This is a genomic window from Lysobacter sp. GQ73 (genome assembly GCF_059758755.1).
Map to the genome: position 1 here is coordinate 605,337 of NZ_JCAXEE010000001.1, position 23,440 is coordinate 628,776.

Consider the following 23,440-nt stretch of genomic DNA (forward strand, 5'->3'; position numbering starts at 1 on the left):
TTGGCGCGCGCGTCGAGTTCGGCATAGCTCAAGCCCTCGCCTTCGAACACCACCGCGATGGCGTCGGGTGTGCGCGCGGCTTGCGCGCTCAATAGCTCGGCCAGGGTGTGTGCCGGCACCGCATGCTCGGTCGCATTCCACTCGCGCAGCACCTGCGTCGATTCCGCGGCATCGAGCAGCTCGATGCGGCCGACCGGTTGCCCGGCATCGGCGACGAAGGCTTCCAGCAGCCGCTCGTAACGGCGGCCCAGACGCAGCACCTCGTCGCGCGCGAACAGATCGGGGCGGTAGCTGAGCTTGAGCTGGTACGGATGGCCCGGAATCAAGGCCAGGCCGACCGGGTAGTGCGAAGTGTCGCCGCCGTGATGGCTGTGCAGGGCGATGCGCAACGCGTCGGGCGCATCGTCGGCGCCTTCGCCGACCGGGAAGTTCTCGAACACCACCAGGGTGTCGAACAACTCGCCGTGCCCGGCGAGGCGCTGGATCTCGGTCAGCCCGAGGTGCTGGTGATCGAGCAAGGCCGATTGCTCGGTCTGCAGACGCACCAGCAGATCCCGCACCGATTCCTCCGGGCGCCATTGCAGCCGCAGCGGCAAGGTGTTGATGAACAAGCCGACCATCTGCTCGACGCCGGCCAGTTCCGGCGGTCGCCCCGACACGGTGGTGCCGAAGGCGACATCGCGGCGATGGGTCAGTCGACCGAGCAACAGGCCCCAGGCTGCCTGCACCACGGTGTTGAGGGTCACGCCGATGCCGCGGGCGAGCCGGGTCAGCGCCTGCACGAGTTCGTCGGGCAGGTCGATGCGCAAGGTGTCGGGCACCGCCGGCGCGGTGGTCGCCGGGGCGATCCGGCTCGGCTCCTCGAAGCCGGCGAAGGCCTCGCGCCAGGCCGTGCGTGCCGCGGCGGCGTCGCGCGAGGTCAGCCAGCGCATGTAGTCGCGATACGGCGTGAGCCGCGGCAGCGCCTGCGCGTCGGCGCCGTTGCGGTACAGCGCGAATAACTCTTGCAGCAGGATCGGCGAGGACCAACCGTCGAGCAGGATGTGGTGGCTGGTGAACAACAGGTAATGCCGGGTCGCCGACTCGCGCACCAGCACGAAGCGCAGCAACGGCGCACGGGTCAGTTCGAAGCGTTGTTGCCGGTCGTCGGCGATCGTCTGCGCCAGCGCATCGGCGCGCTCATGCGCAGGCAAGCCACTGAGATCGATCGCGCGCCACGGCAGTGCGACCTCGCGCTGGATGACCTGCACCGGCTCCTTGATCTTGTGGTGAACGAAGGCCGCGCGCAGGCTGGCATGGCGCCGCAACAGCGCTTGCGCCGCTGCCTGCAAGGCCACCGCATCGAGCGCGCCGTCGAGCGCGAACACCATCTGCACCACGTAGCTGTCCTGCACCTCATGGTCGTAGAGGGCGTGGAACAGAAAGCCGTGCTGCAGCGGCGACAGCGGCAGCAGGTCTTCAATCTGAGAGTTGCGCATAAATCGATTCCAGGAGTTCGATGTCGGACTGGTCGAGCGCGACCATGGGGACGTCCGAAGGGGTCAGGGTCGAGGCGTCGGCGGCCGCGGCGAAGTCGGCGATGCGGCGCAGCGCGTCGAACCAGGCGTCGGCAAAGGCACGCACCTCGCTTTCGTCGAGCAGTTCGCCGGCCCAGCTCCAGTTCGCGCACAGGCGCGGACCGTCGGGGCCGTCCTGGACCAGGGCGTTGAGGTCGACCGCATGCGGCAAGGGCTGGGCCTCGTCGCTGCCGCCGCCGAAGGCGCCGGGGTCGTCGGCGACGTTCCACACCGCGCCGTCGTCGGCGCCGCCGACCGCGAAGCGGCCGAGGTAGTTGAAGCCGAGACTGGGCGGCGGGTATGCGGCGAGTTCGCGGCCGGCCTCTTCATGCAGATGCCGCAACAGGCCGTAGCCGATGCCCTGGTCGGGCACTTGCCGCAGTTGTTCCTTGACCGACTTGAGTGCGCGTTCCAGGGCCTTGCCGCCGGCCAGGGCCTCGGCCGGGTCGAACTCGGCGGCCTGCAGGCGCACCGGGAACAGACTGGTGAACCAGCCGACGGTGCGCGACAGGTCGGCATCGTCGATCAGGCCGTCGACGATCGCGGTCTCGCGGCCGTGACCTTCGAGGTCGAAACGCAGGCTGCTCGCGTCGAACCCGTCGTCGCCGCGACGCTGGCGCCGCCAAGCGAACGCGGCCAGGGCGAAGCCGGTCAGCAGCACGTCGTTGACCCGGCCGTTGATGCGTTCCGGCGCCTCGATCAACAGACGCTGGGTGGTGGCGACATCGAGGCTGAGGCTGAGACTGCGCAGGCTGGCATGGGTGTCGCGTCGTGGATCGAGTGCACGCGCGAACCCGTCGGGCGACGCGTGTTCGAGCATAGAACGCCAGAACGGCAGTTCCGCGCTGCGCCGTTGCGCCGCCTCGGGCAGGGCCAACGCCCATTCGCGGAACGAGGTCGGCACCGGTTCCAGCGCGATCGTGTCGACGCCGGCCGCGGCCTGTTCGTAAGCCGCGCGCAGGTCGGGCACGAGGATGCGCCAGGATACGCCGTCGACCACCAGGTGATGCACGACCAGCAACAGCCGCGAGTGTTCGCCATGGTCGAACCAGACGACCTGCAGCAGGCGCCCGGCCTGCGGGTCGAGGCGTTCCTGTGCGGCCCGGGTCTGGGCGGCGATTTCGGCCTCGCGCGCGGCCGCGCCGAGCCCGTGCAGGGACACCGCGAATACGCAGTCGTCGGCGCGGACCCGGCCGGGCTCGGCGATCTCCAGTTCGTGCGCCGGCGACACGGTCAGGCGCAAGGCGTCGTGATGATCGAGCAGGGCCTGGATCGCGTGCAGCAAGGGCGCGGCGTCGAGCGCAGGCACCCGCAGCAGCATCGACTGTTGATACTGCTTGAACGGCCCCGGCTGTTCGAACAAGTCGCGCAGGATCGGCGTCGCCGGCAACGGCCCGGTCGCGGCCACCGCCGGCAGTCGAACGGCTTGTTCGAGCGCAGTGGCGACAGTGGCGAGTGCGCGCACGGTTTGGTGCTGGAACACCTCGCGCGCGCTCAGGCGCAGGCCGGCCTGGCGGGCGCGGCCGACCAACTGGATCGAACTGATGCTGTCGCCGCCGAGGGCGAAGAAGCCATCGTCGATGCCGACCGCGTCCAGCCCCAGCACTTGGGCGAACAACGCCGCCAGGCGCTGTTCGAGTTCGCTGCCGGGCGCGGCGGAGACATCGACCTGCACCTGCGGCGCCGGCAGCGCCTTGCGGTCGAGCTTGCCGTTGGCGGTCAAGGGCAGGGCGGGCACGGCGACGAAGGCCCCCGGCAACATGTACTCGGGCAGTCGCTCGGCGAGTTCGCGCCGCAGTTGCGCGGCATCGAGCTGCGGCGCCACGACGTACGCGACCAATTGGCGCTGGCCGGGCCGGTCTTCGCGGGCGATCACCGCGTTGCCGGCATAGCCGAGCGCGGCGAGTGCGGTTTCGATCTCGCCCGGTTCGATGCGGAAGCCGCGGATCTTGAGCTGATGATCGGCGCGGCCGAGGTGTTCGAGGCGGCCGTCGCGACGCCAGCGCACCAGGTCGCCGGAGCGGTACATGCGCTCGCCGGCGACGTAGGGATCGGCAACGAAACGTTCGGCGCTGAGGTCGGGACGGCCGAGATAACCGCGGGCCAGGCCGGCGCCGCCGATATACAGCTCGCCGGCGACGCCGACCGGCACCGGTCGCAGACGCGCGTCGAGCACGTACAAGCGGGTGTTGCGCAGGGCGGTGCCGATGCTGGGCCGATCGCCTTCCTCGATCTCGTCGATGGCGACGTAACTGGCGTCGACCGTGCACTCGGTCGGGCCGTAGCAGTTGTAGCCGCGCACCGGATGCTCGCGCAGCGCCTTCCACTGCGACTCGCCGACGGTTTCGCCGCCGAGCACGACCGTGCTCGGGTGGCAGCGGCCATCGTCGAGCAGGCCGATCGCGCGCAATTGCTCGAAATGCGCCGGGGTCAGGTCGACCGCATCGATGCGTCGGCTGGCGATGTAGTCGAGCAGGGCTTCGCCTTCGCGACGGGTGCCGTCGTCGATCAGGTGCAGTTCCTGGCCGGCGCACAGCCACAGCAGGCCCTCGAGCGAGGTGTCGAAGGCGAAGGTCGCGGTCAGGGCGAAGCGGATGCGATCCTGGCCGGAGTGGCGCACTACCTCGGCGAACAGCCGGTCGCGGTGCTCCTCGAACAGGTTGGCGACGCCGGCGTGGGTCGCGATCACGCCCTTGGGCTTGCCGGTCGAGCCCGAGGTGTGGATGACGTAGGCCGGGTGCAGCGGATGCAGCGGCTGGCGACGCTCGGCATCGTCCGGATCGTGCTCGGGCGCGTCGAGCAGGCGTCGCTGCCCTTCGCCATCGTCGAGTCGCCAGGTCGGCAGGTCGACCGCGAGCGCATCGGCGATGGCGCTGTGGGCCAGCAGCATCCGCGGCGCGGCTTCGCCGAGCAGCTCGCGCAGGCGCGGACCGAGGTGCTCGGTGTCCATCGGCAGATAAGCCGCACCGGCCTTGAGTACGCCGAGCATCGCCGCGACGGTGTCGAGCGAACGCGACAGGGCCAGGGCGATGCGGTCCTCGGCGCCGATGCCGGCGGCGATCAGGCCGTGGGCGATGCGGTTGGCGCGGCGGTTGAGTGCGGCATAGCTCAGCGCGTCGTCGCCGCAGACCACGGCGACGGCGTCCGGCGTGCGCCGGACTTGGGCCTCGAACCATTGCGGCAGGCTGCGGCCGGAGGAGGCGACCCGGGCGCCGTTCCAGCCGGCCAGCACGCATTCGCGCTCGTCGGGATCGAGCAGCTCGACCTCGCCGATGGCGCAGCTGGCATCGTCGGCGACCGCCCGCAGCATGCGTTCGAGATAGGCCCCGATGCGTCGCGCGGTGTCGGGGTCGAACAGGTCGACCGCGAATTCGATCAGACCGTGCAGGCCGGCCGGCGCGCCGCGCTCGTCGTGCAACTCGGTGAAGTCGAAGCTCAGGTCGAACTGGGCGATGTCGAGATCGAACTCGGCGGTGCGGCTGCGCAGGCCGGGCAACTCCAGCTCGGCCTGGGCGTGGTACTGCAGCGACAGCATCACCTGGAACAGCGGGTGATGGGCCATCGAACGCACCGGCTTTAGCGCGTCGACCAGACGCTCGAACGGCAGATCCTGGTGTTCGTAGGCGGCCAGGTCGGTCTCGCGCACGCGGCCGAGCAAGGCCGCGAAGCTCGGGTTGCCGGAGGTGTCGTTGCGCAGCACCAGGGTGTTGAGGAACACGCCGACCAGGTCGTCGAGGGCGGCGTCGGAGCGGCCGGCGACCGGCGTGCCGATGGCGATGTCGTCGCCGGCACCGAGCCGGCTCAGGGTCGCGGCGAGCGCGGCTTGCAGGACCATGAACACAGTCGCGCCGTGGCGCGCGGCGAGCGCGGCCAGGCGGGCGTGCAGGGCGGCGTCGAGCGGCAAGGACAGATGGCCGCCGCGATAGCTCGAGGTCGGCGGCCGCGGCCGGTCGCTCGGCAGGGCGATCAGTTCCGGCAGATCGGCCAGCGTGCGCTTCCAGTACTCGGTCTGCCGGGCGAGCAGGCTGCCGGCATCGCGCTCGTCGCCGAGCACCTGGCGTTGCCACAGGCTGAAGTCGGCGTACTGCACCGGCAACGGCGCCCAGTCCGGAGCGCGCCCGCGCAGGCGCGCGGCATAGGCCTGGGCCAGATCGCGCGCCAGCGGCGCCAGCGAGGCGCCGTCGCCGGCGATGTGGTGCAACAGCAACAGCAACACCTGCCGCTGCGGTGCGATCGCGAACAGATGCGCGCGCAGTGGCAGTTCGCGGCCGAGGTCGAAAGCGTGCGCGGCGGCCTGCGACAGATCGGCGCGCAGGCGCCGCTCGTCGCTGCTCGCGATCGCGAGCGGCGCTTCGGCTTCGGCGAGCACGCACTGGCTCGGCGCTTCGCCGGCGACCGTAGCGGAGGGGAAGATCGTGCGCAGGCTCTCGTGGCGCGCGACCAGGTCGGCGAGCGCGGCGCGCAAGGCATCGCGGTCGAGGTCGCCGTCCAGGTGCAGGGCCAGCGGGATGTTGTAGGTCGCGCTGGGGCCTTCGAACTGGTGCAGGAACCACAGGCGCTGCTGGGCGAACGACAGCGGCAGGCGCTGCGGCCGCGTCTGCGCGACCAGCGGCGCACGACGGCCGCCGCCCGAGGGCAGGGCGCGCGCCAGCGCTTCTACGGTCGGCGTGTCGAACAGGGTGCGGATCGACAACTCGACGTCGAAGGTCGCGCGGATGCGGCCGATCAACCGGGTCGCGAGCAAGGAGTGGCCGCCGAGGGCGAAGAAGCTGTCGCCGACGCCGACCCGTTCCAGACCGAGCACCTCGGCGTACAGCGCGCACAGGATCGCTTCGGCCGCGTTGCGTGGGCCGCGCGAGGCGGGTCGCGCGGCGAATTCCGGTGCCGGCAGGGCCTTGCGGTCGAGCTTGCTGCCGTTGGCGGTCAGCGGCAGCGCAGGCAGGGCGACGAAGGCCGACGGCACCATGTACTCGGGCAGGCGCTCGCCGAGGCGGCGGCGCAGGCCGTCTTCGTCGATCGCCTCGTGAGTGACCAGATACGCGACCAGCAGCGGATGGCCCGGCCGATCCTCGCGCACGATCACCGCATTGCCGGCATGGCCGCACTGCGCCAGCGCCGCTTCGATTTCGCCCAGTTCGATGCGGAAACCGCGCAGCTTGACCTGCTGGTCGGCGCGACCGAGATAGTCGAGCTGGCCATCTTCGCGCCAACGGGCACGGTCGCCGCTACGGTACATGCGCTCGCCGATCACAAACGGGTCGGCGACGAAGCGCTCGGCGCTCAGGGCGGCGCGATCGAGATAGCCGCGGGCCAGGCCGGCGCCGGCGATGTAGAGCTCGCCGGCCACGCCGGCCGGCACCGGACGCAGCATGGCGTCGAGCACGTACAGCCGGGTGTTGGCGATCGGCGTGCCGAGCGGCGGCGCCGCGCCGGCCAGGGTGGCCGGCGACAGCACGTCGCTCATCGCCGCGCAGATGGTGATCTCGGTCGGGCCGTAGGCATTGACCAGGCGCCGCCCGGCCGACCACGCCGCGGCGAGGTGCGGTGGGCAGGCTTCGCCGCCGACGATCAGGGTGTTCGGCCAGGTCTGAGCGTCCGGGTCGAGACTGCTCAGCGCGCTCGGCGGAATCAGAGTGTGGCTGATGCGCTGCTCGTCGAGGGTGCGGGCGAGCGCATCGCCCAGCAGCGGCCCCGGCGGCGGCAGTACCAGGGTCGCGCCGGCAGCGAAACACATCAGCATTTCCATCGCCGCGGCGTCGAAGCTCATCGAGGCGAACTGCAGCACGCGGCTGTTCGGGTCGAGGCCGAAGCGTTCGATCTGGCTGTGAGTCAGACTGGGGATACCGGCGTGGGTGACGATCACGCCCTTCGGCCGCCCGGTCGAACCGGAGGTGTAGATGACGTAGGCCGGGTGGCGCGGATCGAGCGCGCGCATGCGTTCGCGGTCGTCCGGATCGTGGCTCGGCGCATGCGCGAGCTCGCCGGCGAAACCGTGCTCGTCGTCGATCAGCAACAGCTCGGCATCGGCCGGCAGGCGCGCGGCGCTGGCGCGGGTGGCGACGACCTTGCGCGGACGCGCATCGGCGAGGGTCCAGGCCAGGCGTTCGGCCGGATGATCGGCGTCGAGCGGCAGGTAGGCGGCGCCGGCCTTGAGGATGCCGAGCACCGCGACCACGGTGTCGAGCGAGCGGGGCACGGCGATGGCGATGCGGTCCTCGGCGCCGACGCCGTGGGCGATCAGCGCGTGCGCGCAGCGGTTGGCGCGGCGGTTGAGTTCGGCGTAGCTGTACTCGTGGCCGGCGCAGACCACCGCGACCGCGTCGGGCGCGGCGGCGACGCGTTGCTGGAACCACTGCGGCACGGTCTGCGAAGGCAGCTCGACTTCGTTGCCGTTCCAGTCGTAGAGCACACGCCGGCGCTCGCGGTCGTCGAGCAGGTCGAACTGTTCCAGAGCGCGTTGCGGGTGCGCGGCGACCGCGTCGAGCAGGCGCGACAGGCGTTCGGCCAGGCGTTCGATGCTGAGCGCGTCGAAACGGGCCGGGTCGTAGTTGAAGCGGAACGACAGGCGGGCGCCCGGGGTAACCAGCAGGCTCAGCGGGTAATGGGTGGCGTCGCTGCTGTGGAAACCGCTGATGCGCAGCTCGCCGAGCGCCGACTCCAGACCGTTGTGGTCGATCGGATAGTTCTCGAACACGTACAGGCTGTCGAACAGGCGCTCGAAGCCGGCCAGGCGCTGCAGCTCGGACAGGTTGAGGTGCTGGTGCTCGATCAGCCCGGCCTGTTGCGCCTGCAGTTGCAGCAGCAGGTCGATGAAGCTCTGGCCGGCCTGCAGGCGCACGCGCGCGGGCACGGTGTTGATGAACAGCCCGATCATCTGGGCGACGTCGCGCAGCTCCGGCGGACGCGCCGATACGGTGGTGCCCAACACGATATCGTCGCGACCGAGCATGCGTCCGAGCAGCAGCGCCCAGGCGCCCTGGACCAGGGTGTTCAAGGTCAGGCCATGGCGGCGCGCCAACTGCGCGAGGGTGCGCGACAGCGGCTCGGGCAGATCGAGGGCGTGGTGCGATTGCTCGCCGGAGGCGGCCGGGCGCGACGGCAGCAACAGGGTCGGTTCGTCGATGTCGGCGAGGACCTCGCGCCAGGCCCGTTCGGCCGCGGCCGGATCGCGCTGGCCCAGCCAGGCCAGGTAGTCGCGATAGGGGGTGGCGCGCGGCAGCTCGGCGCCGCCGTACAGCGCGAACAATTCCTGTACCAGGACCGGCAGCGACCAACCGTCGAGCAGGATGTGGTGGTTGGTGATCAGCAGGCGATGCTGCTTCTGGCCGAGGCGGATCAAGGTGAAGCGCAACAGCGGCGCGCGGTCGAGCTCGAAGCGGCGCAGGTGTTCGGCTTCGCCGATGTCCGCGGCGGCGGCTTCGCGTTGCGCGGCCGGCAGTCGATCGAGATCGACCCGGCGCCAATCCAGCGGCACCTGCCGTGGGATCAGCTGCACCGGCGTCGCCAGCCCGCGGTGGACGAAGGCCGCACCCAGGTGCGGATGACGCTGCATCAGCCGTTGCGCGGCCTGGCGCAAGCGCGCCTCGTCGAGCGGGCCGTCGAGATCGAAATGCACCTGCACCACGTAAGGGTCGGGCCCGTCGTGGTCGTACAGCGCATGGAACAGCAGGCCTTGCTGCAGCGGGGTCAGCGGCAGCACGTCGGCGACGGTGTGGGCGCCGCCGTGGCCGCGTTCCAGGGTTTCGATGATGGCCTGGTCGAGCGCGACCAGGGGCAGGTCGGACGGGGTCAGGCCGCCGGCATCCTCGCGCTCGAGCAGCGCGACCAGCGCACGCAGGGCGCGCGCATAGGTCTCGGCCAGGTCGGCGATCTGGGCGCGCTCGAACAAGGCCCGCGGCCACGACCAGGTGGCGATGAACTCGGGGCCGCCGGCGCGGTCCTGGGTCAGCGCGTTGAGCTCGATCGCGTGCGCGATCGGCATCGCATCGCCGCCGTGGTTGGCGACTTCTTCCTCGGCCGGTTCCCAGTCGCGGGTTTCGGACACGCCGAAGCGGCCGAGGTAGTTGAAGCTGATCTGCGCGGCCGGTCGTGCGGCGAGCACGGCGCCGGTGTCGGCATTGAGATGACGCAACAGGCCATAGCCGAGGCCGTTATCGGGCACCGCGCGCAGTTGTTCCTTGACCCGCTTGACCAGGCGTTCGAGTTCGCCGTCGGCGGCGAAGGCGCGTTCCAGGTCGATCTCGTCGAAGCTCAGCCGCAGCGGATACAGGCTGGTGAACCAGCCGACCGTGCGAGACAGGTCCAGGCCGTTGCGCTCGCTTTCGCGGCCGTGGCCTTCCAGGTCCAGCAGCAGCGAATCGACTGCCGCGCCGCTGTGGCGGCGGCGCCAATCGCCGACCGCCAGGGCGAAACCGCTCAGCAGCACATCGTTGATGCGGGCGTGGAAGCGAGCCGGCACGCCGGTCAGCAAGGCGCTGGTGACTTCGCTCGGCAGGCTCAGGCTGAGATGTTCGCAGTTCGCGCCGGTATCGCGGACGGGGTCGAGCGCGACCGGCGAGAGCGGCGGGTCGACAGCCTCGGCCACGGCTTGCCAATGCGGCAGTTCGGCCAGACGTTGCGGCGAATGCGCCTCGTCGAACAACTGCTGCGACCAGGCGCGCAGCGAGTGGCTGCGCGGGGCGAAGCGCGGCGTTTTGCCGGCCTGGATGGCCTCGATCGCTTCGCGCAAATCCGGAATCAGGATGCGCCAGGACACCCCGTCGACGGCGAGGTGATGGATGGTCAGCAGCAGCCGGCCGCCGTCGCCGGCGTCGAACCAGACCGCGCGCAGCAGATCGCCGCGTTCGCAGGACAGGGCCTGCGTCGATTCGGCCGCGGCCGCGTCGATGCGGGCTTTGAGCGCAGTGTCGTCGAGGCCGACGACGTCGATGCGGCGCAGGCAGGCCGCGGGGTCGACGCTGCCGGGTTCGGGCACCTGCAGGCGCCAGGCCTCGGCGGCGTCGCGGTCCAGGCGCAGGCGCAGCGCATCGTGATGATCGAGCAGGGCCGCCAGTGCTTCGCGCAGCTCGGCTTCGGCGAGACCGGCCGGCACCCGTAGCAGCACCGACTGGTTGAAACCGTCGAGCGCGACCTCCCGCTCGAGGAACCAGCGCAGGATCGGCAGCGCCGGCAATTCGCCGATCGGCTCGTCGAGCAGCGCCGGCGCGGCTGCGTCGGCCTCGCGCGCGACCAGGGCCAGGGCGGCGACGCTCTGGTGCTGGAATACGTCGCGCGGGGCGATGAGCAGCCCGGCCTTGCGCGCCTGGCTGACCAACTGGATCGAAATGATGCTGTCGCCGCCGAGGTCGAAGAAGCTGTCGTCGATACTGACCCGCGGCAGGCCCAGCACTTCGGCGTAGAGCTCGGCCAGGACCTGCTCGCGGTCGTTGCGCGCGGCGCGGTGATGGGTCGGGGTGAAATCCGGCGCCGGCAAGGCCTTGCGGTCGATCTTGCCGTTCGGGGTCAGCGGCATCGCCGGCAGCAGCACCATCACCGGCTGCATGTAGTCGGGCAACTGCGCGGCGACATGGCGGCGCAGGTCGCTGAACTGGTCGAAGCTGGCCGGGTTGTTGGTGCAGGCGGCGAAGTCGCGCGGCGCGCTTGGCAGATACAGGTCGGTCCAGGCGGCCGGCGATGCGTCGTGGACGAACAGCAGGTCCAGCCCGTCGCCGGCGGCGCCGCCGGACCAGGTCGTCGCGACCCGGTAGCCGAGGCCGCGTCCGAGTTGCACCAGACCCTCGCTGACTGCATCGATGGCGCTGCCGGCGGCGATCAATCGCGCGCGCACCTGCGCAATGGGCTCGCCCGAGGCCAGCGTTTGCAGCGCATCGAGTTCGGGTTGCAGATGGTCGTTGGGCACACCGCGCAGGCGCAGGTCGGCCGGCTGCCGGTCGTGCAGGTGCGCGGCGAGGGCATCGATCCCGTCGACGTCCCGGCCCCATTGCAGCACCGGCGCCGAGGCCAGCGAGCGCAGCGGCACAGGGCCCTTGCGCAACACCACTTCGTAGCGGTGGCGGCTGAGTTCGTTGCCGTAGGCGCTGCGCTTGGTCTGGATGTCGACAGCGGCGATCGTTTCCAGGCGCTGCGGCAGCTGACTGAAGAACTCCGGTGCGACCAGCAGTTCCTTCTCGGCCAGCAGGATCTGCTCGATGCGACGCTGCAGCGTCGCCGCATCGGTGTCGGCATCGGCCTGGTGCAACTGGATCGCGGTGGCGAAACTGCGTTGCAGGTGCAGGTTGCGCACGTCGCCGAGGAACAGCGCGCCGCCCGGCGTCAGCAGTTGCATCGCCTGGCGGATCACTTCCTCCAGATAGTCGCCGTTCGGGAAGTACTGCAGCACCGAGTTGATCACGATGGTATCGAAGCGGCCTGCTTGGCCCTCATTCGCCAAGCTGTCGCCGAGCCCCTGCATCTCGTGCGCGGGCCGCGCGTGCAACTCGACCTTGCCGGCCAAGTGCGCCCGCTGCGCGATCTCGCCGCGCAGGCGCTCGATGGTCGCGGCGGACAGGTCGGTGCCATGGTAGGCCTCGACGTGGGGGGCCACCTGCGACAGGATCAGGCCGCTGCCGACGCCGATCTCGAGCACGCGCCGCGGCTGCAATTCGAGAATGCGCTCGACCGTGGCCGCGCGCCATTCGCGCATCTGCTCCAGGGCGATCCCGGAGCCGTCGTAGCTGCTGTTCCAGCCGTGGAAGTTCTCGCCGAACTCGACCGCCTGCGGCGGCGCTTCGCCGTACAGGCTTTCGTAGATGGTTTCCCACTCGCCGATCAGGCGCGACTCCTGGCCTTGATCGCGATCGCCCTCGCGCTCGTGCTCCAGCACCACGTAGGCGACCAGTTGCTTGTGGCCGGGCACGTCTTCGCGCGCGACCACGATCGATTGCGCGACCGCGGCGTGGCGCTGCAGCACCTCCTCGATCTCGCCCAGTTCGACGCGGAACCCGCGCAACTTGACCTGGTGATCGACCCGGCCGATGAATTCGAGCTGGCCGTCGCCGCGCCAGCGCGCCAGGTCGCCGCTGCGGTACATGCGCTCGCCGGCGACGTAGGGGTCGGCGACGAAGCGTTCTGCGCTGAGCGCCGGGCGATGCAGATAGCCGCGGGCCAAGCCCTTGCCGGCCAGGTACAGCTCGCCGGGCACGCCGACCGGCACCGGCTGCAGGCCGGCATCGAGCAGGTACACCCGGGCGCCGAGGATCGGCGTGCCGATCGGCGGCGAGGTCGCGCCGGCCAGCGGCGCGCTCATGGTCGCGCATACCGTGGTTTCGGTGGGTCCGTAGGCATTGGTCATGCGGCGGCCCTGCGACCAGGTCTTGACCAACTGCGGCGCGCAGGCCTCGCCGGCGACGATCAGGTCGCTGCAGCTCGCGAGCGCATCGGCGCCGAGCACCGACAGCGCCGCGGGGGGCAGGGTCGCATGGGTCACGCGATGACGCTGCAGCGTTTCGACCAGGGCCTCGCCCGGCAGCAGTCGGTCGGCCTCGGCGACCACCAGCGCCGCACCCGAGAGCAGCGCCATGCACAGCTCCCAGAACGCGGCGTCGAAGCTCAGCGAAGCGAACTGCAGCACGCGCGAACCCGGGCCGACCTCGAACGCGGCGACCTGGCTGGCGAGCAGGCTCGGCATGCCGGCGTGGGTGACGACCACGCCCTTGGGCCGTCCGGTCGAACCGGAGGTATAGATGACGTAGGCGGCATCGGCCGGCGATGCGGCGGCGAGCCGCGGCGCATCGGTCGCTTGTGCGGCCAGGGTCTGCACGGTTTCCGGCAGGTCAAGCAGCCAGCTCGGTACGCCGTGCTCGGGCAGCCGAGCTTCGATCTCGCGGCGGCTGATCAGGCGCGCGGGTTTCGCGTCGGCGAGCATGTAGGCCAGGCGTTCGGGCGGATAATCCGGGTCCAGCGGCAAATAGGCGGCGCCGGCCTTGAGGATGCCGAGCACGGCGACGACCATCTCCGGCGAACGCGGCAGAGCGATGGCGACGCGGTCCTCGCGGCTGATGCCCTGGGCGATAAGCGCATGCGCGAAACGATTGGCGCGGCGGTCGAGTTCGGCGTAGCTCAGGCAGCTGTCGCCGAACAGCAGCGCCGGCGCATCGGGATCGCGTGCGACTCGATGCGCGAACAGGGCCGCGACGGTGGCGTCGGCGATGGTGTTGTTCGTATCGCTCGGTGTCGCATGGCTCCAGTCGCCGAGCAGGCGCTGGCGTTCGTCGCGGTCGAGCAGGTCGATCGCGGCGATGCGGCGCTGCGGCTCGCGCGCGGCGGCGTCGAGCAGGCGCAGCAGGCGCTGCCACAGGCGTTCGATCGAGGCTTCGTCGAACAGGTCGGTGGCGTATTCGACGACGCCGTCGAGGCCGGCCGGCACGCCGTCGGCGGCGAGGCGTTCGCCGAGGTTGAAGAACAGGTCGAACTTGGCGCTGCGGAAATCCGCGGGGTGCATCGACACGGTCAGGCCGGGCAGGCGCAGCTCGGCCTCGGCCACGTTCTGCAGGACCATGCCGACCTGGAACAGGGCATGGTGCGAAGTCGAACGAGCCGGGTTGAGCAATTCGACCAGGCGCTCGAACGGCGCATCCTGGTGGGTGTAAGCGGCGAGCGCGGTGGCGCGGACCCGGCCGAGCAGGGTTTCGAAGCTCGGTTGCCCGGAGACGTCGGCGCGCAGCACCAGGGTGTTGACGAAGAAGCCGACCAGATCGTCCAGGGCCTGGTCGTTGCGCCCGGCGATGGCGCTGCCGAGGGCGATATCGTCGCCGGCGCCGAGCCGGTGCAACAACGCCGCGAGGCCGGCCTGCAGCACCATGAACAAGCTCGCCTCGTGGCGGTGCGCGAGTGCCAGCAGACGCGCGTGCAGTTCGGCATCGATGCTCAGCGCCCACTGGCGGCCACGGTAGCTGGCGACCAGCGGACGCGGCCGGTCGGTCGGCAGCTCGATGCGCTCGGGCAGATCGGCCAATTGGGCTTTCCAGTAACCGAACTGCCGCGAGATCAGGCTGTCGGGGTCGTGTTCGCTGCCGAGCAGGCGTTGTTGCCACAGGGTGTAGTCGGCGTACTGCACCGGCAGCGGCGCCCAGTCCGGCGCGTGGCCTTGCAGGCGCGCAGCATAGGCGCGGCCGAGGTCGCGCGCCAACGGCGCCAACGACGAGCCGTCGCCGGCGATGTGGTGCAACACCACCAGCAGCACGTGTTCCTGCTCGCCGAGACGGAACAGGCTGCAGCGCAGCGGCGTCTCGCGGGACAGGTCGAACACGTGCATGGCCTCGGCGTGCAGTCGCTCGGGCAGGGACTGCTCGTCGGATTCGATCAGGGCCCACTGCGGCGCGTGCTCATCGAGCGACAGCACCTGCTGATACGGCGTGCCGTCGGCTTCCGGGAAGATCGTGCGCAGGCTTTCGTGGCGCTCGACCAGATCGCCGAGCGCGGTGCGCAGGGCGTCGAGGTCGAGCCGGCCCGACAGGCGCAGCGGCATCGGGATGTTGTAGGCGGCGCCGGCGTCGCCGGCGGCGTGCTGTTCGAACTTCTGGATGAACCACAGCCGGCGCTGCGCATACGACAACGGCAGCAAGGCCGGACGCGCCTGCGGCCGCAGCGCCGGGCGGGCCGACTCGGCGTCGGGCAAACGCGCAGCGAGGCTCGCCACGGTCGGAGCCTCGAACAGGGCGCGCAGGGGCAGTTCGACGCCGAGCGCGGCGCGAATGCGGCTGACCAGGCGGGTGGCGAGCAGGGAATGCCCGCCGAGGCCGAAGAAATGATCGTCCAGGCCGACCCGTTCGACCCCGAGCACCTCGCCGAACAACTCGCATAGCAGCTGCTGTGGCGGTGTCTGCGGGGCGCGATAGGTTTCGGCGGCGCGATCGCCTTCGCCCGGTTCCGGCAGGGCCTTGCGGTCGACCTTGCCGTTCGGCGTCAGCGGCAGCGCATCCAGGGCGACGAAGGCCGAGGGCAGCATGTAGTCGGGCAGGCGCTGGGCCAGGGCCTGGCGCAGCGCGCCGCTGTCGAGGCTGGCGGCGACGGCATAGGCGACCAGCCGCTTGAGCCCGTCGCGGTCGTCGCGCGCGACCACCACGTTGCGCGGATGGCCGAGCTGGGCCAGCGCCGCTTCGATCTCGCCCAGTTCGATGCGGAAGCCGCGGATCTTGACCTGATGGTCGACGCGGCCGAGGAAATCCAGACGCCCGTCGCGTCCCCAGCGGGCCAGGTCGCCGGTGCGGTACATGCGCTCGCCGGCCGCGAACGGGTCGGCGACGAAGCGCTCGGCGCTCAGCGAGGGACGGCGGAAGTAACCGCGCGCCAGGCCGTCGCCGGCCAGGTACAGCTCGCCGGCGACCCCGCTCGGCACCGGCCGCAGGTTCGCATCGAGAACGTACACTCGGGTGTTGTCGATCGGCGCGCCGATGCGCACCGGTTCGCCCGCGACGATCCGGCCGGCGAGCGACCAGATCGTGGTTTCGGTGGGGCCGTACAGATTCCACAACGCGGCCGCACCGGCGGCGAGGAACTCGGCCAGCTCCGGCGGCAGCGCTTCGCCGCCGCACAACACCCGCAAGCTCGCGTGTGGCGCCCAGCCCGCGGCGCGCAGCATCTGCCAGGTCGCCGGAGTGGCCTGGATCGCGCTCGGCGCGATCGCCTCGATGTGTTCGCGCAGGCGTTCGCCGTCGGTGGCGATCTCGCGCGGGGCGATATGCAGCTCGGCGCCGTACAGCAGCGGCAGGTACAACTCGAGCCCGGCGATGTCGAACGAGATCGGGGTCAGCGCCAGCAGGCGCTCGCCGGCGCCGAGGCCGGGCTCGCGCTGCATCGCGCACAGGAAGTTCTCCAGCGCGCAGTGTTCGATCGCCACGCCCTTAGGCCGGCCGGTCGAGCCCGAGGTATAGATGACGTAGGCCGGATGACGCGGATGCAGAGCGCGCACGCGCTGGTCCTGGCGCGGCGCCCGTGCGTCCGCCTGGGCGAGCCGCTCATGCAGCGCCTCGTCGTCGAGCGAGCAGCGCAAGGCCACCGCGCTGTCGGCGAGCAAGGCCAAAGTGTCGGTGTCGCCGATCAAGGCGGCCGGACGCGCGTCTTCGACCATGTAGGCCAGGCGTTCGGCCGGGTAGTCCGGGTCCAGCGGCAGATACGCGGCGCCGGCCTTGAGGGTGGCGAGCAGGACCACCAGCATGTCGAGCGAACGCGGCAGAGCGATCGCGACGATGTCCTCGGGACCGATGCCATGCCCGATCAGCAGATGGGCGAGACGGTTGGCGCGGGCATCGAGTTCGGCGTAGCTCAGGCGCGCCTGAGCGCAGACCGCCGCGGTCGCTTCGGGGCTGCGCCGCACCTGGGCCTCGAACAGCGCCGGCAGGGTCAGGCCCGGTTGGGCGCGGGCGGTGGCGTTGGCCTCGACCAGCAGGCGCCGATGCTCGTCCGCGTCGAGCAGCTCGATGCGGTCCAGCGGCAGCGAGGGCTCGGCGGCGACCGCGGCCAGCACGCGCAGCAGGCGCTGCGCCAGCGCCTGCGCGTCGTCGTGGTCGAACAGATCCACTGCGTATTCGAGGGTGCCGTCGATGCCGGCGGGCGCGCCATCGCCATCGAAGGCCTCGTTGAAGTCGAAGCTCAGGTCGAACTTCGACGAGGCCAGCGCCAGGGTCTGCGGCACGCAATGCAGGCCGGCCAGCGCCGCTTGCGGCGGCGGATTGTTCTGCAGCACCAGCATCACCTGGAACAGCGGATGATGGGCCAGCGAGCGGACCGGGTTGAGCGCCTCGACCAGTTGCTCGAACGGCAGCTCCTGGTGTTCGTAGGCGGCCAGGTCGGCGTCGCGCACGCGTTCGAGCAGGCGCTCGAACGGCGGGTTGCCGGAGGTGTCGGTGCGCAACACCAGGGTATTGAGGAACAGGCCGACCAGGTCGTCGAGCGCGGCATCGGTGCGGCCCGCGACCGGGCTGCCGATCGGCACGTCGGTGCCGGCGCCGAGACGGGTCAGGGTGGTCGCCAGCGCCGCCTGCAGCACCATGAACAAGGTCGCGCCGGCGCGCTGCGCCAGGGTGGCGAGGCCACGATGCAGATCGGCCGGGATCGTCAGCGGCAGCGAGGCGCCGCGATAACTCGCCAGTTGCGGCCGCGGCCGCGCCGTGGGCAGGCTGAGCTGGTCGGGAAGGGCGGCGAGGCGCCGCGTCCACCAGGCGAGCTGGCGCGCGTACACGCTGTGGTCGTCGGTGCTGCCCGAAGCCGGACCGGCGCCGAGCACGCGCCGTTGCCACAGGCTGTAGTCGGCGTACTGCACCGGCAGCGGCGCCCAGGCCGGCGCCCGGCCGTCGCGACGCGCGGCATAGGCCTGTGCGAGGTCGCGGCTCAGCGGCACCAGCGAGGCGCCGTCGGCGGCGATGTGGTGCAGTAACAGCAGCAGCACGTGGTCCTGCGCGCCGAGCCGGAACAGGCTGGCGCGCAAAGGAATCTCGCGTTCCAGGTCGAAGGCGTGGGCGGCCGCCGCGGCGAGGCGTTCGGGCAGGTCGGCTTCGCTGCAATCGAACGCATTCAGTCCGACCGCGACCTTCGCCAATACCTGCTGCTGCGGCGTGTCGCCGCCCGGGAACACGGTGCGCAGGCTTTCGTGGCGTTCGACCAGGTCGGCGATCGCCGCGTGCAGGGCGGCCGCATCCAACTCGCCGTGCAGGCGCAGCGCTAGCGGCAGGTTGTAGATCGCGTTGGCGCCTTCGTACTGGTGCAGGAACCACAGGCGTTGCTGAGCGAACGACAGCGGCAGCGGCTGCGGGCGCTCCTGCACCGACAGCGGCAGGCGTGCGCGCCCGCCTTCGCCGAGGCGGCGGGCGAAGGCCTCCACGGTGGGCGCCTCGAACAGGGCGCGAATCGGCAGTTCCAGGTCGAAGGTCGCGCGCACCCGCCCGATCAACCGGGTGGCGAGCAGCGAATGCCCGCCGAGGGCGAAGAAGCTGTCGTCGATGCCGACCCGCTCGCGTCCCAGCACCTGCGCGAACAACGCACACAGCAAGGCCTCGGTGGCATCGCGCGGGCCGCGCGAGTGCGCATGCGGCGCGTAGTCCGGCGCCGGCAAGGCTTTGCGGTCGAGCTTGCCGTTCGGCGACAGCGGTAGCGCGTCCAGGCGCACGAAGGCGCTCGGCAGCATGTACTCGGGCAGGCGAGCGCCCAGGCCTTCGCGCAGGGCGTCGACGTCGATCGCCTCGGCGGCGACGTAAGCGACCAGTCGTTTGTCGCCGGGACGGTCTTCGCGCGCGATTACCGCGTGCTGGCCGCAACCGAGCTGGGCCAGCGCCGTTTCGATTTCGCCCAGTTCGATGCGCAGGCCGCGGATCTTGACCTGATGGTCGACACGGCCGAGGTATTCGATCTGGCCGTCGTCGCGCCAGCGCGCCAGATCGCCGGTGCGGTACAGGCGCGAGCCGTCGCCGGCATGAGGGTCGGCGACGAAGCGCTCGGCGGTGAGCGCGGGGTTCGACAGATAGCCGCGGGCCAGGCCGACGCCGGCCAGATACAACTCGCCGCCGACGCCGACCGGCACCGGGCGCAGCGCGGCGTCGAGCACGTGCAAGCGCGTGTTCCAGATCGGCGCACCGATCGGCACCTGCGCGCCGCTTTCGTCGTCGCGGCAGGCCCAGGCGGAGACGTCGACCGCGGCCTCGGTGGGGCCGTAGAGGTTGTGCAGCGGTCGCGCGATCCGGTCGCGTACGCGCGTGCGCAACTCGCCCGAGAGAGCCTCGCCGCTGCACAGGATGCGGCGCAGGCTGGCGCAGGCGGAAGCGCCGTCGGCGCCGCGCATGGCCAGCTCGGACAGGAACACGTCGAGCATCGACGGCACGAAATGCACGGTGCTGATCGATTCGCGTTCGATCAGCGCGGCCAGATAGGCCGGGTCGCGATGGCCGTCGGGGCGGGCCACCACCAGGCGCGCGCCTTCCAGCAGCGGCCAGAAGAACTCCCACACCGACACGTCGAAGCTCGACGGGGTCTTCTGCAGCACCGCGTCGTCGCCGCACAGGCCGTACTCGGCCTGCATCCAGGCCAGGCGGTTGACGATGCCGCGATGCGAGTTGACCACGCCCTTGGGGCGCCCGGTCGAGCCGGAGGTGTAGATCACGTAAGCCGGGTGATCGAGTTCCAGCGGACGGATGCGATCGGCGTCGCTCGGCGCCCGATCGCTGGCCTGGGCCAGCGCGGCGAGCAGCCCGGCGTCGTCGAGCGACAGCAACGCGGCCTGCGCCGGCAAGCGCGCGGCGACGTCGGAGCGGGTCAGCACCCGCACCGGCGCGGCGTGGTCGATCATGTAGGCCAGGCGCTCGGGCGGATAGTCGGTGTCGAGCGGCAGATAGGCCGCACCGGCCTTGGTCACCGCGTACAGCGCGACGATCAGTTCGAGCGAGCGCGGCAGGGCCACGCCGACGATGCTCTCCGGGCCGATGCCGTCGGCGATCAGGCGATGAGCGAGGCGGTTGGCGCGGGCGTCGAGCTCGGCATAGCTCAGGCGCCGGTCTTCGAACACCACCGCGACGGCGTCGGGCGTGCGCGCGACCTGGGCTTCGAACAGGGCCGGGAGCGGCCGCGCCGGAAAGGCATGGGCGGTGTCGTTCCATTGCCGTAGCAGGGCGCGCTCGTCGCCCGGCACCAAGTCGATCCGGCCGACCTTCGTTTGCGGATCGCCGGCCAGGGCGTCCAGCGCGAGCAGGCAGCGCGAGGCGATGCGGTCGATCGCCGCCGCGTCGAACAGGTCCGGGCGATAGCTCAGTTTCAGCGCGAGTTCGCGCCCGGGCACCGCGACCAGGCCGAGCGGATAGTGCGAAGCGTCGCCGCCGCGATGGCCGTGGAAACGCGCGCTCAGTTGCGGGCCGACCTCGAGCGTACCGGTGGCGTCGGCGCCGATCGGGAAGTTCTCGAACACCACCAGGGTGTCGAACAGTTCGGGATGGCCGGCCGAGCGCTGGATCTCGGTCAGGCTAAGGTGCTGATGGTCGAGCAAGGCCGACTGTTCCTGTTGCAAACGCTGCAACAGGGCGCCGACGCTCTCGTTGCGATCCAGTCGCAGACGCAACGGCAAGGTGTTGATGAACAGGCCGATCATGTCTTCGACGCCGGCCAGCTCGGGCGGCCGCCCGGACACGGTGGCGCCGAACACGACGTCGTCGCGGTGGCTCAGTTGCGCCAGCACCAGGCCCCAGGCGGCCTGGACGAAGCTGGCCAGGGTCACGCCGAGGCGGCGCGACTGCGCCTCCAGACGGGCGCTGAGCGCGGCGTCGGCGGTGTAGCGGCGCACTTCCGGCGCGACCGCCGCGGTGGTCGCCGCGGCGATGCGGGTCGCTTCTTCGAAGTCGGCGAAGACCGCGCGCCAGGCCTCCCGCGCGGCGCCGGCGTCGCGGCCGGCGAGCCAGCGCAGGTAATCGCGATAAGGCGTCGGCCGCGGCAACGCCGCCGCGGCGCCGTCGCGATACAGCGCGAACAGCTCACGCATGAGGATCGGCGAGGACCAGCCGTCGAGCAGCAGATGGTGGCTGGTGAACGCGAGCAGGTGGCGGTCGCCGGCGCAGCGCAGCAGGGTGAAGCGCAGCAGCGGCGATCGCGCCGGGTCGAACGGGCGTTGCGCATCGTCGGCCAGCAGCCGTTCGAGTTCGCTGTCGCGGCGTTCCTCGGTCAAGGGCCGAAGGTCGATCACTTCCCAGGGCAGCGACAAGTCCTGCGGGATCAGCTGCAAGGGCTGGTCGAGGCCGCCGTGGACGAAGGCCGCGCCCAGGTGCGGATGGCGGGCGAGCAGGTCGCGTGCGGCGCGTTCCAGGCGGTCACCGTCGAGCGCGCCGTCGAGCTCGAACACCATCTGGGTCAGATAAGCGTCCGGCGCGGAGCGGTCGTACAAGGTGTGGAACAACAGGCCCTGTTGCAGCGGCGACAGCGGCAGTATCTCGGCCAGCGCCTGGGTCGATTCCAGGCGTTCGATGCTGTCCTGGTCGATCGCGACCAGTTCCAGGTCCGAGGGAGTCAGCCGGCGCGTGTCGCTGGCCGCGGCATACGCGGCGATCGCGCGCAGCGCGGCGAACCAATGCCCGGCCAGGGCCTCGACTTCGTCCTGCTGCAGCAGTTCTCCGGCCCAGCTCCAGTTCGCGCACAGCTCCGGGCCGTGTTCGCCGGCCAGGGTCAGCGCATTGAGCTCGACCGCATGCGCGAGCGGCATCGCCGCGTCGCCGCCGCTGCCGAGCGCGAGGCCGGGTTCGGCCGCGTTCCACAAGCCGTCGGCATTCGTGTCGAGGTCGAACCGGCCGAGGTAATTGAAGCCGACCTGCGGCGCCGGCCGACCGGCCAGCGCGGCGCGGCCGGCCTCGTCGAGATGACGCAACAGGCCGTAGCCGATGCCGTAGTCGGGCAGCGAGCGCAGTTGTTCCTTGACCGACTTGAGCGCGCGTTCCAGTGGTTTGCCGCCGCGCAGCGCGGCGTCGGCACTGCCTTCGGGCAGGCGCAGGCGCAGTGGGAACAGGCTGGTGAACCAGCCGACGGTGCGGGACAGATCGGCGCCTCCGAGCAGGCCGGCCTCGCGGCCGTGGCCTTCGAGGTCGAACAGCACCGACGCTTCGCCGGGGTTCGCGTGGCTCGCCCCGCGCCAGGCGGCCAGGGCCAGGGCGAAGGCGGTCAGCAGCACGTCGTTGACGCGGCCGTGGATCGCCTCGGGCGCGCGGGTCAACAGCAGGCGCGTGCTGTCGCTGTCCAGGCGCAGGCACAGGCTGCGCTGGCTGGCGAGGGTGTCGCGTCGCGGGTCGAGCGGTTGCGCGGCGACCGCGGCGGCATCGCCGTCGAGCATCGCCTGCCAGAACGGCAGTTCGGCGCGGCGGCGTTCGGCGGCGGCCGGCAAGGCCAGCGCCCATTGCCGCAGCGAGGTCGGCACCGGCGCCAGTCGCACCGGGCGCTGCTCGGCGCAGGCCTCCCAGGCGGCGCGCAGGTCGGGCACGAGGATGCGCCAGGACACGCCGTCGACGGCGAGATGGTGCACGGTCAGCAGCAGCCGCGAGTCCTCGCCGCCGTCGAACCAGACTGCCTGCAGCAGGCGGCCGGCGTGCGGATCGAGCCGGGTCTGCGCGGCCTGGGCCTCGGTTTCGATCAGCCGCCTGCGCGCGGCGGCGTCGAAGCCGTCGATATCGATGTCGACCCGGCGCAGCAGCTCGCGCGCTTGCACGCTGCCGGCGGCGCCGACCCGCAGGGTCGGGCCGGCGTCGACGCGCAGACGCAGCGCGTCGTGATGGTCGATCAGGCTTTGCAGAGCGGCCAGCAGGGGCGCCTCGCGCAGCGCCGGCACGCGCAGCAGCATCGACTGCTGGAACTGCCCGAACGGGCCGTCCTGCTCGAACAGCTCGCGCACGATCGGCGTGGCCGGCAGTTCGCCGACCGGATCGACCGCCGGCTGCGCCGGCGTCGATGCCGGGTCGAGTGCGGTCGCGACCGCGGCCAGCGAACGTACGCTCTGGTGCTGGAACACGTCGCGGGCGCTCAGGCGCAGCCCGGCCTGGCGGGCGCGGCCGACCAACTGGATCGAACTGATGCTGTCGCCGCCGAGAGCGAAGAAGCCGTCGTCGACGCCGACCTCGGCCAGGCCGAGCACCTCGGCAAACAGGCGCGCGAGCAGGCGCTCTTGCGCGGTTTCGGCGGCCGCGCGCGTCGCGATCTCGAGCTTCGGCGCCGGCAGGGCGCGCCGGTCGAGCTTGCCGTTGCGGGTCAGCGGCAGCGCGTCGAGGGCGACGAGCGCGGCCGGGCGCAGATAATCGGGCAGGCGCTCGCCCAGTCGACGCAGCAGGCTCTCGGTGTCGACGGCTGCGCCGACGACATAGGCGACCAGGCGCTTGTGACCGGGGCGGTCCTCGCGT

Annotated in this window: 2 protein-coding genes (both only partly in view); both read right to left on the minus strand. The window is 71.2% G+C overall.

Annotated features, from left to right (window positions below):
• Window positions 1-1,478, minus strand: the beginning of a protein-coding gene (locus AC6CH2_RS02400; RefSeq protein ID WP_498267764.1) for an amino acid adenylation domain-containing protein. 14,788 nt of this gene lie to the left of the window's left edge; 1,478 of the gene's 16,266 nt are visible here — the first part of the coding sequence; the start codon lies at window positions 1,476-1,478; its stop codon lies beyond the left edge, outside the window.
• Window positions 1,459-23,440, minus strand: the 3' portion of a protein-coding gene (locus tag AC6CH2_RS02405) for a non-ribosomal peptide synthase/polyketide synthase (RefSeq protein ID WP_498267765.1). It continues 5,858 nt past the right edge of the window; the window shows 21,982 of its 27,840 coding nt (coding positions 5,859-27,840); its start codon lies off the right edge, out of view; its stop codon occupies window positions 1,459-1,461. The genes AC6CH2_RS02400 and AC6CH2_RS02405 overlap by 20 nt, the downstream gene beginning before the upstream one ends.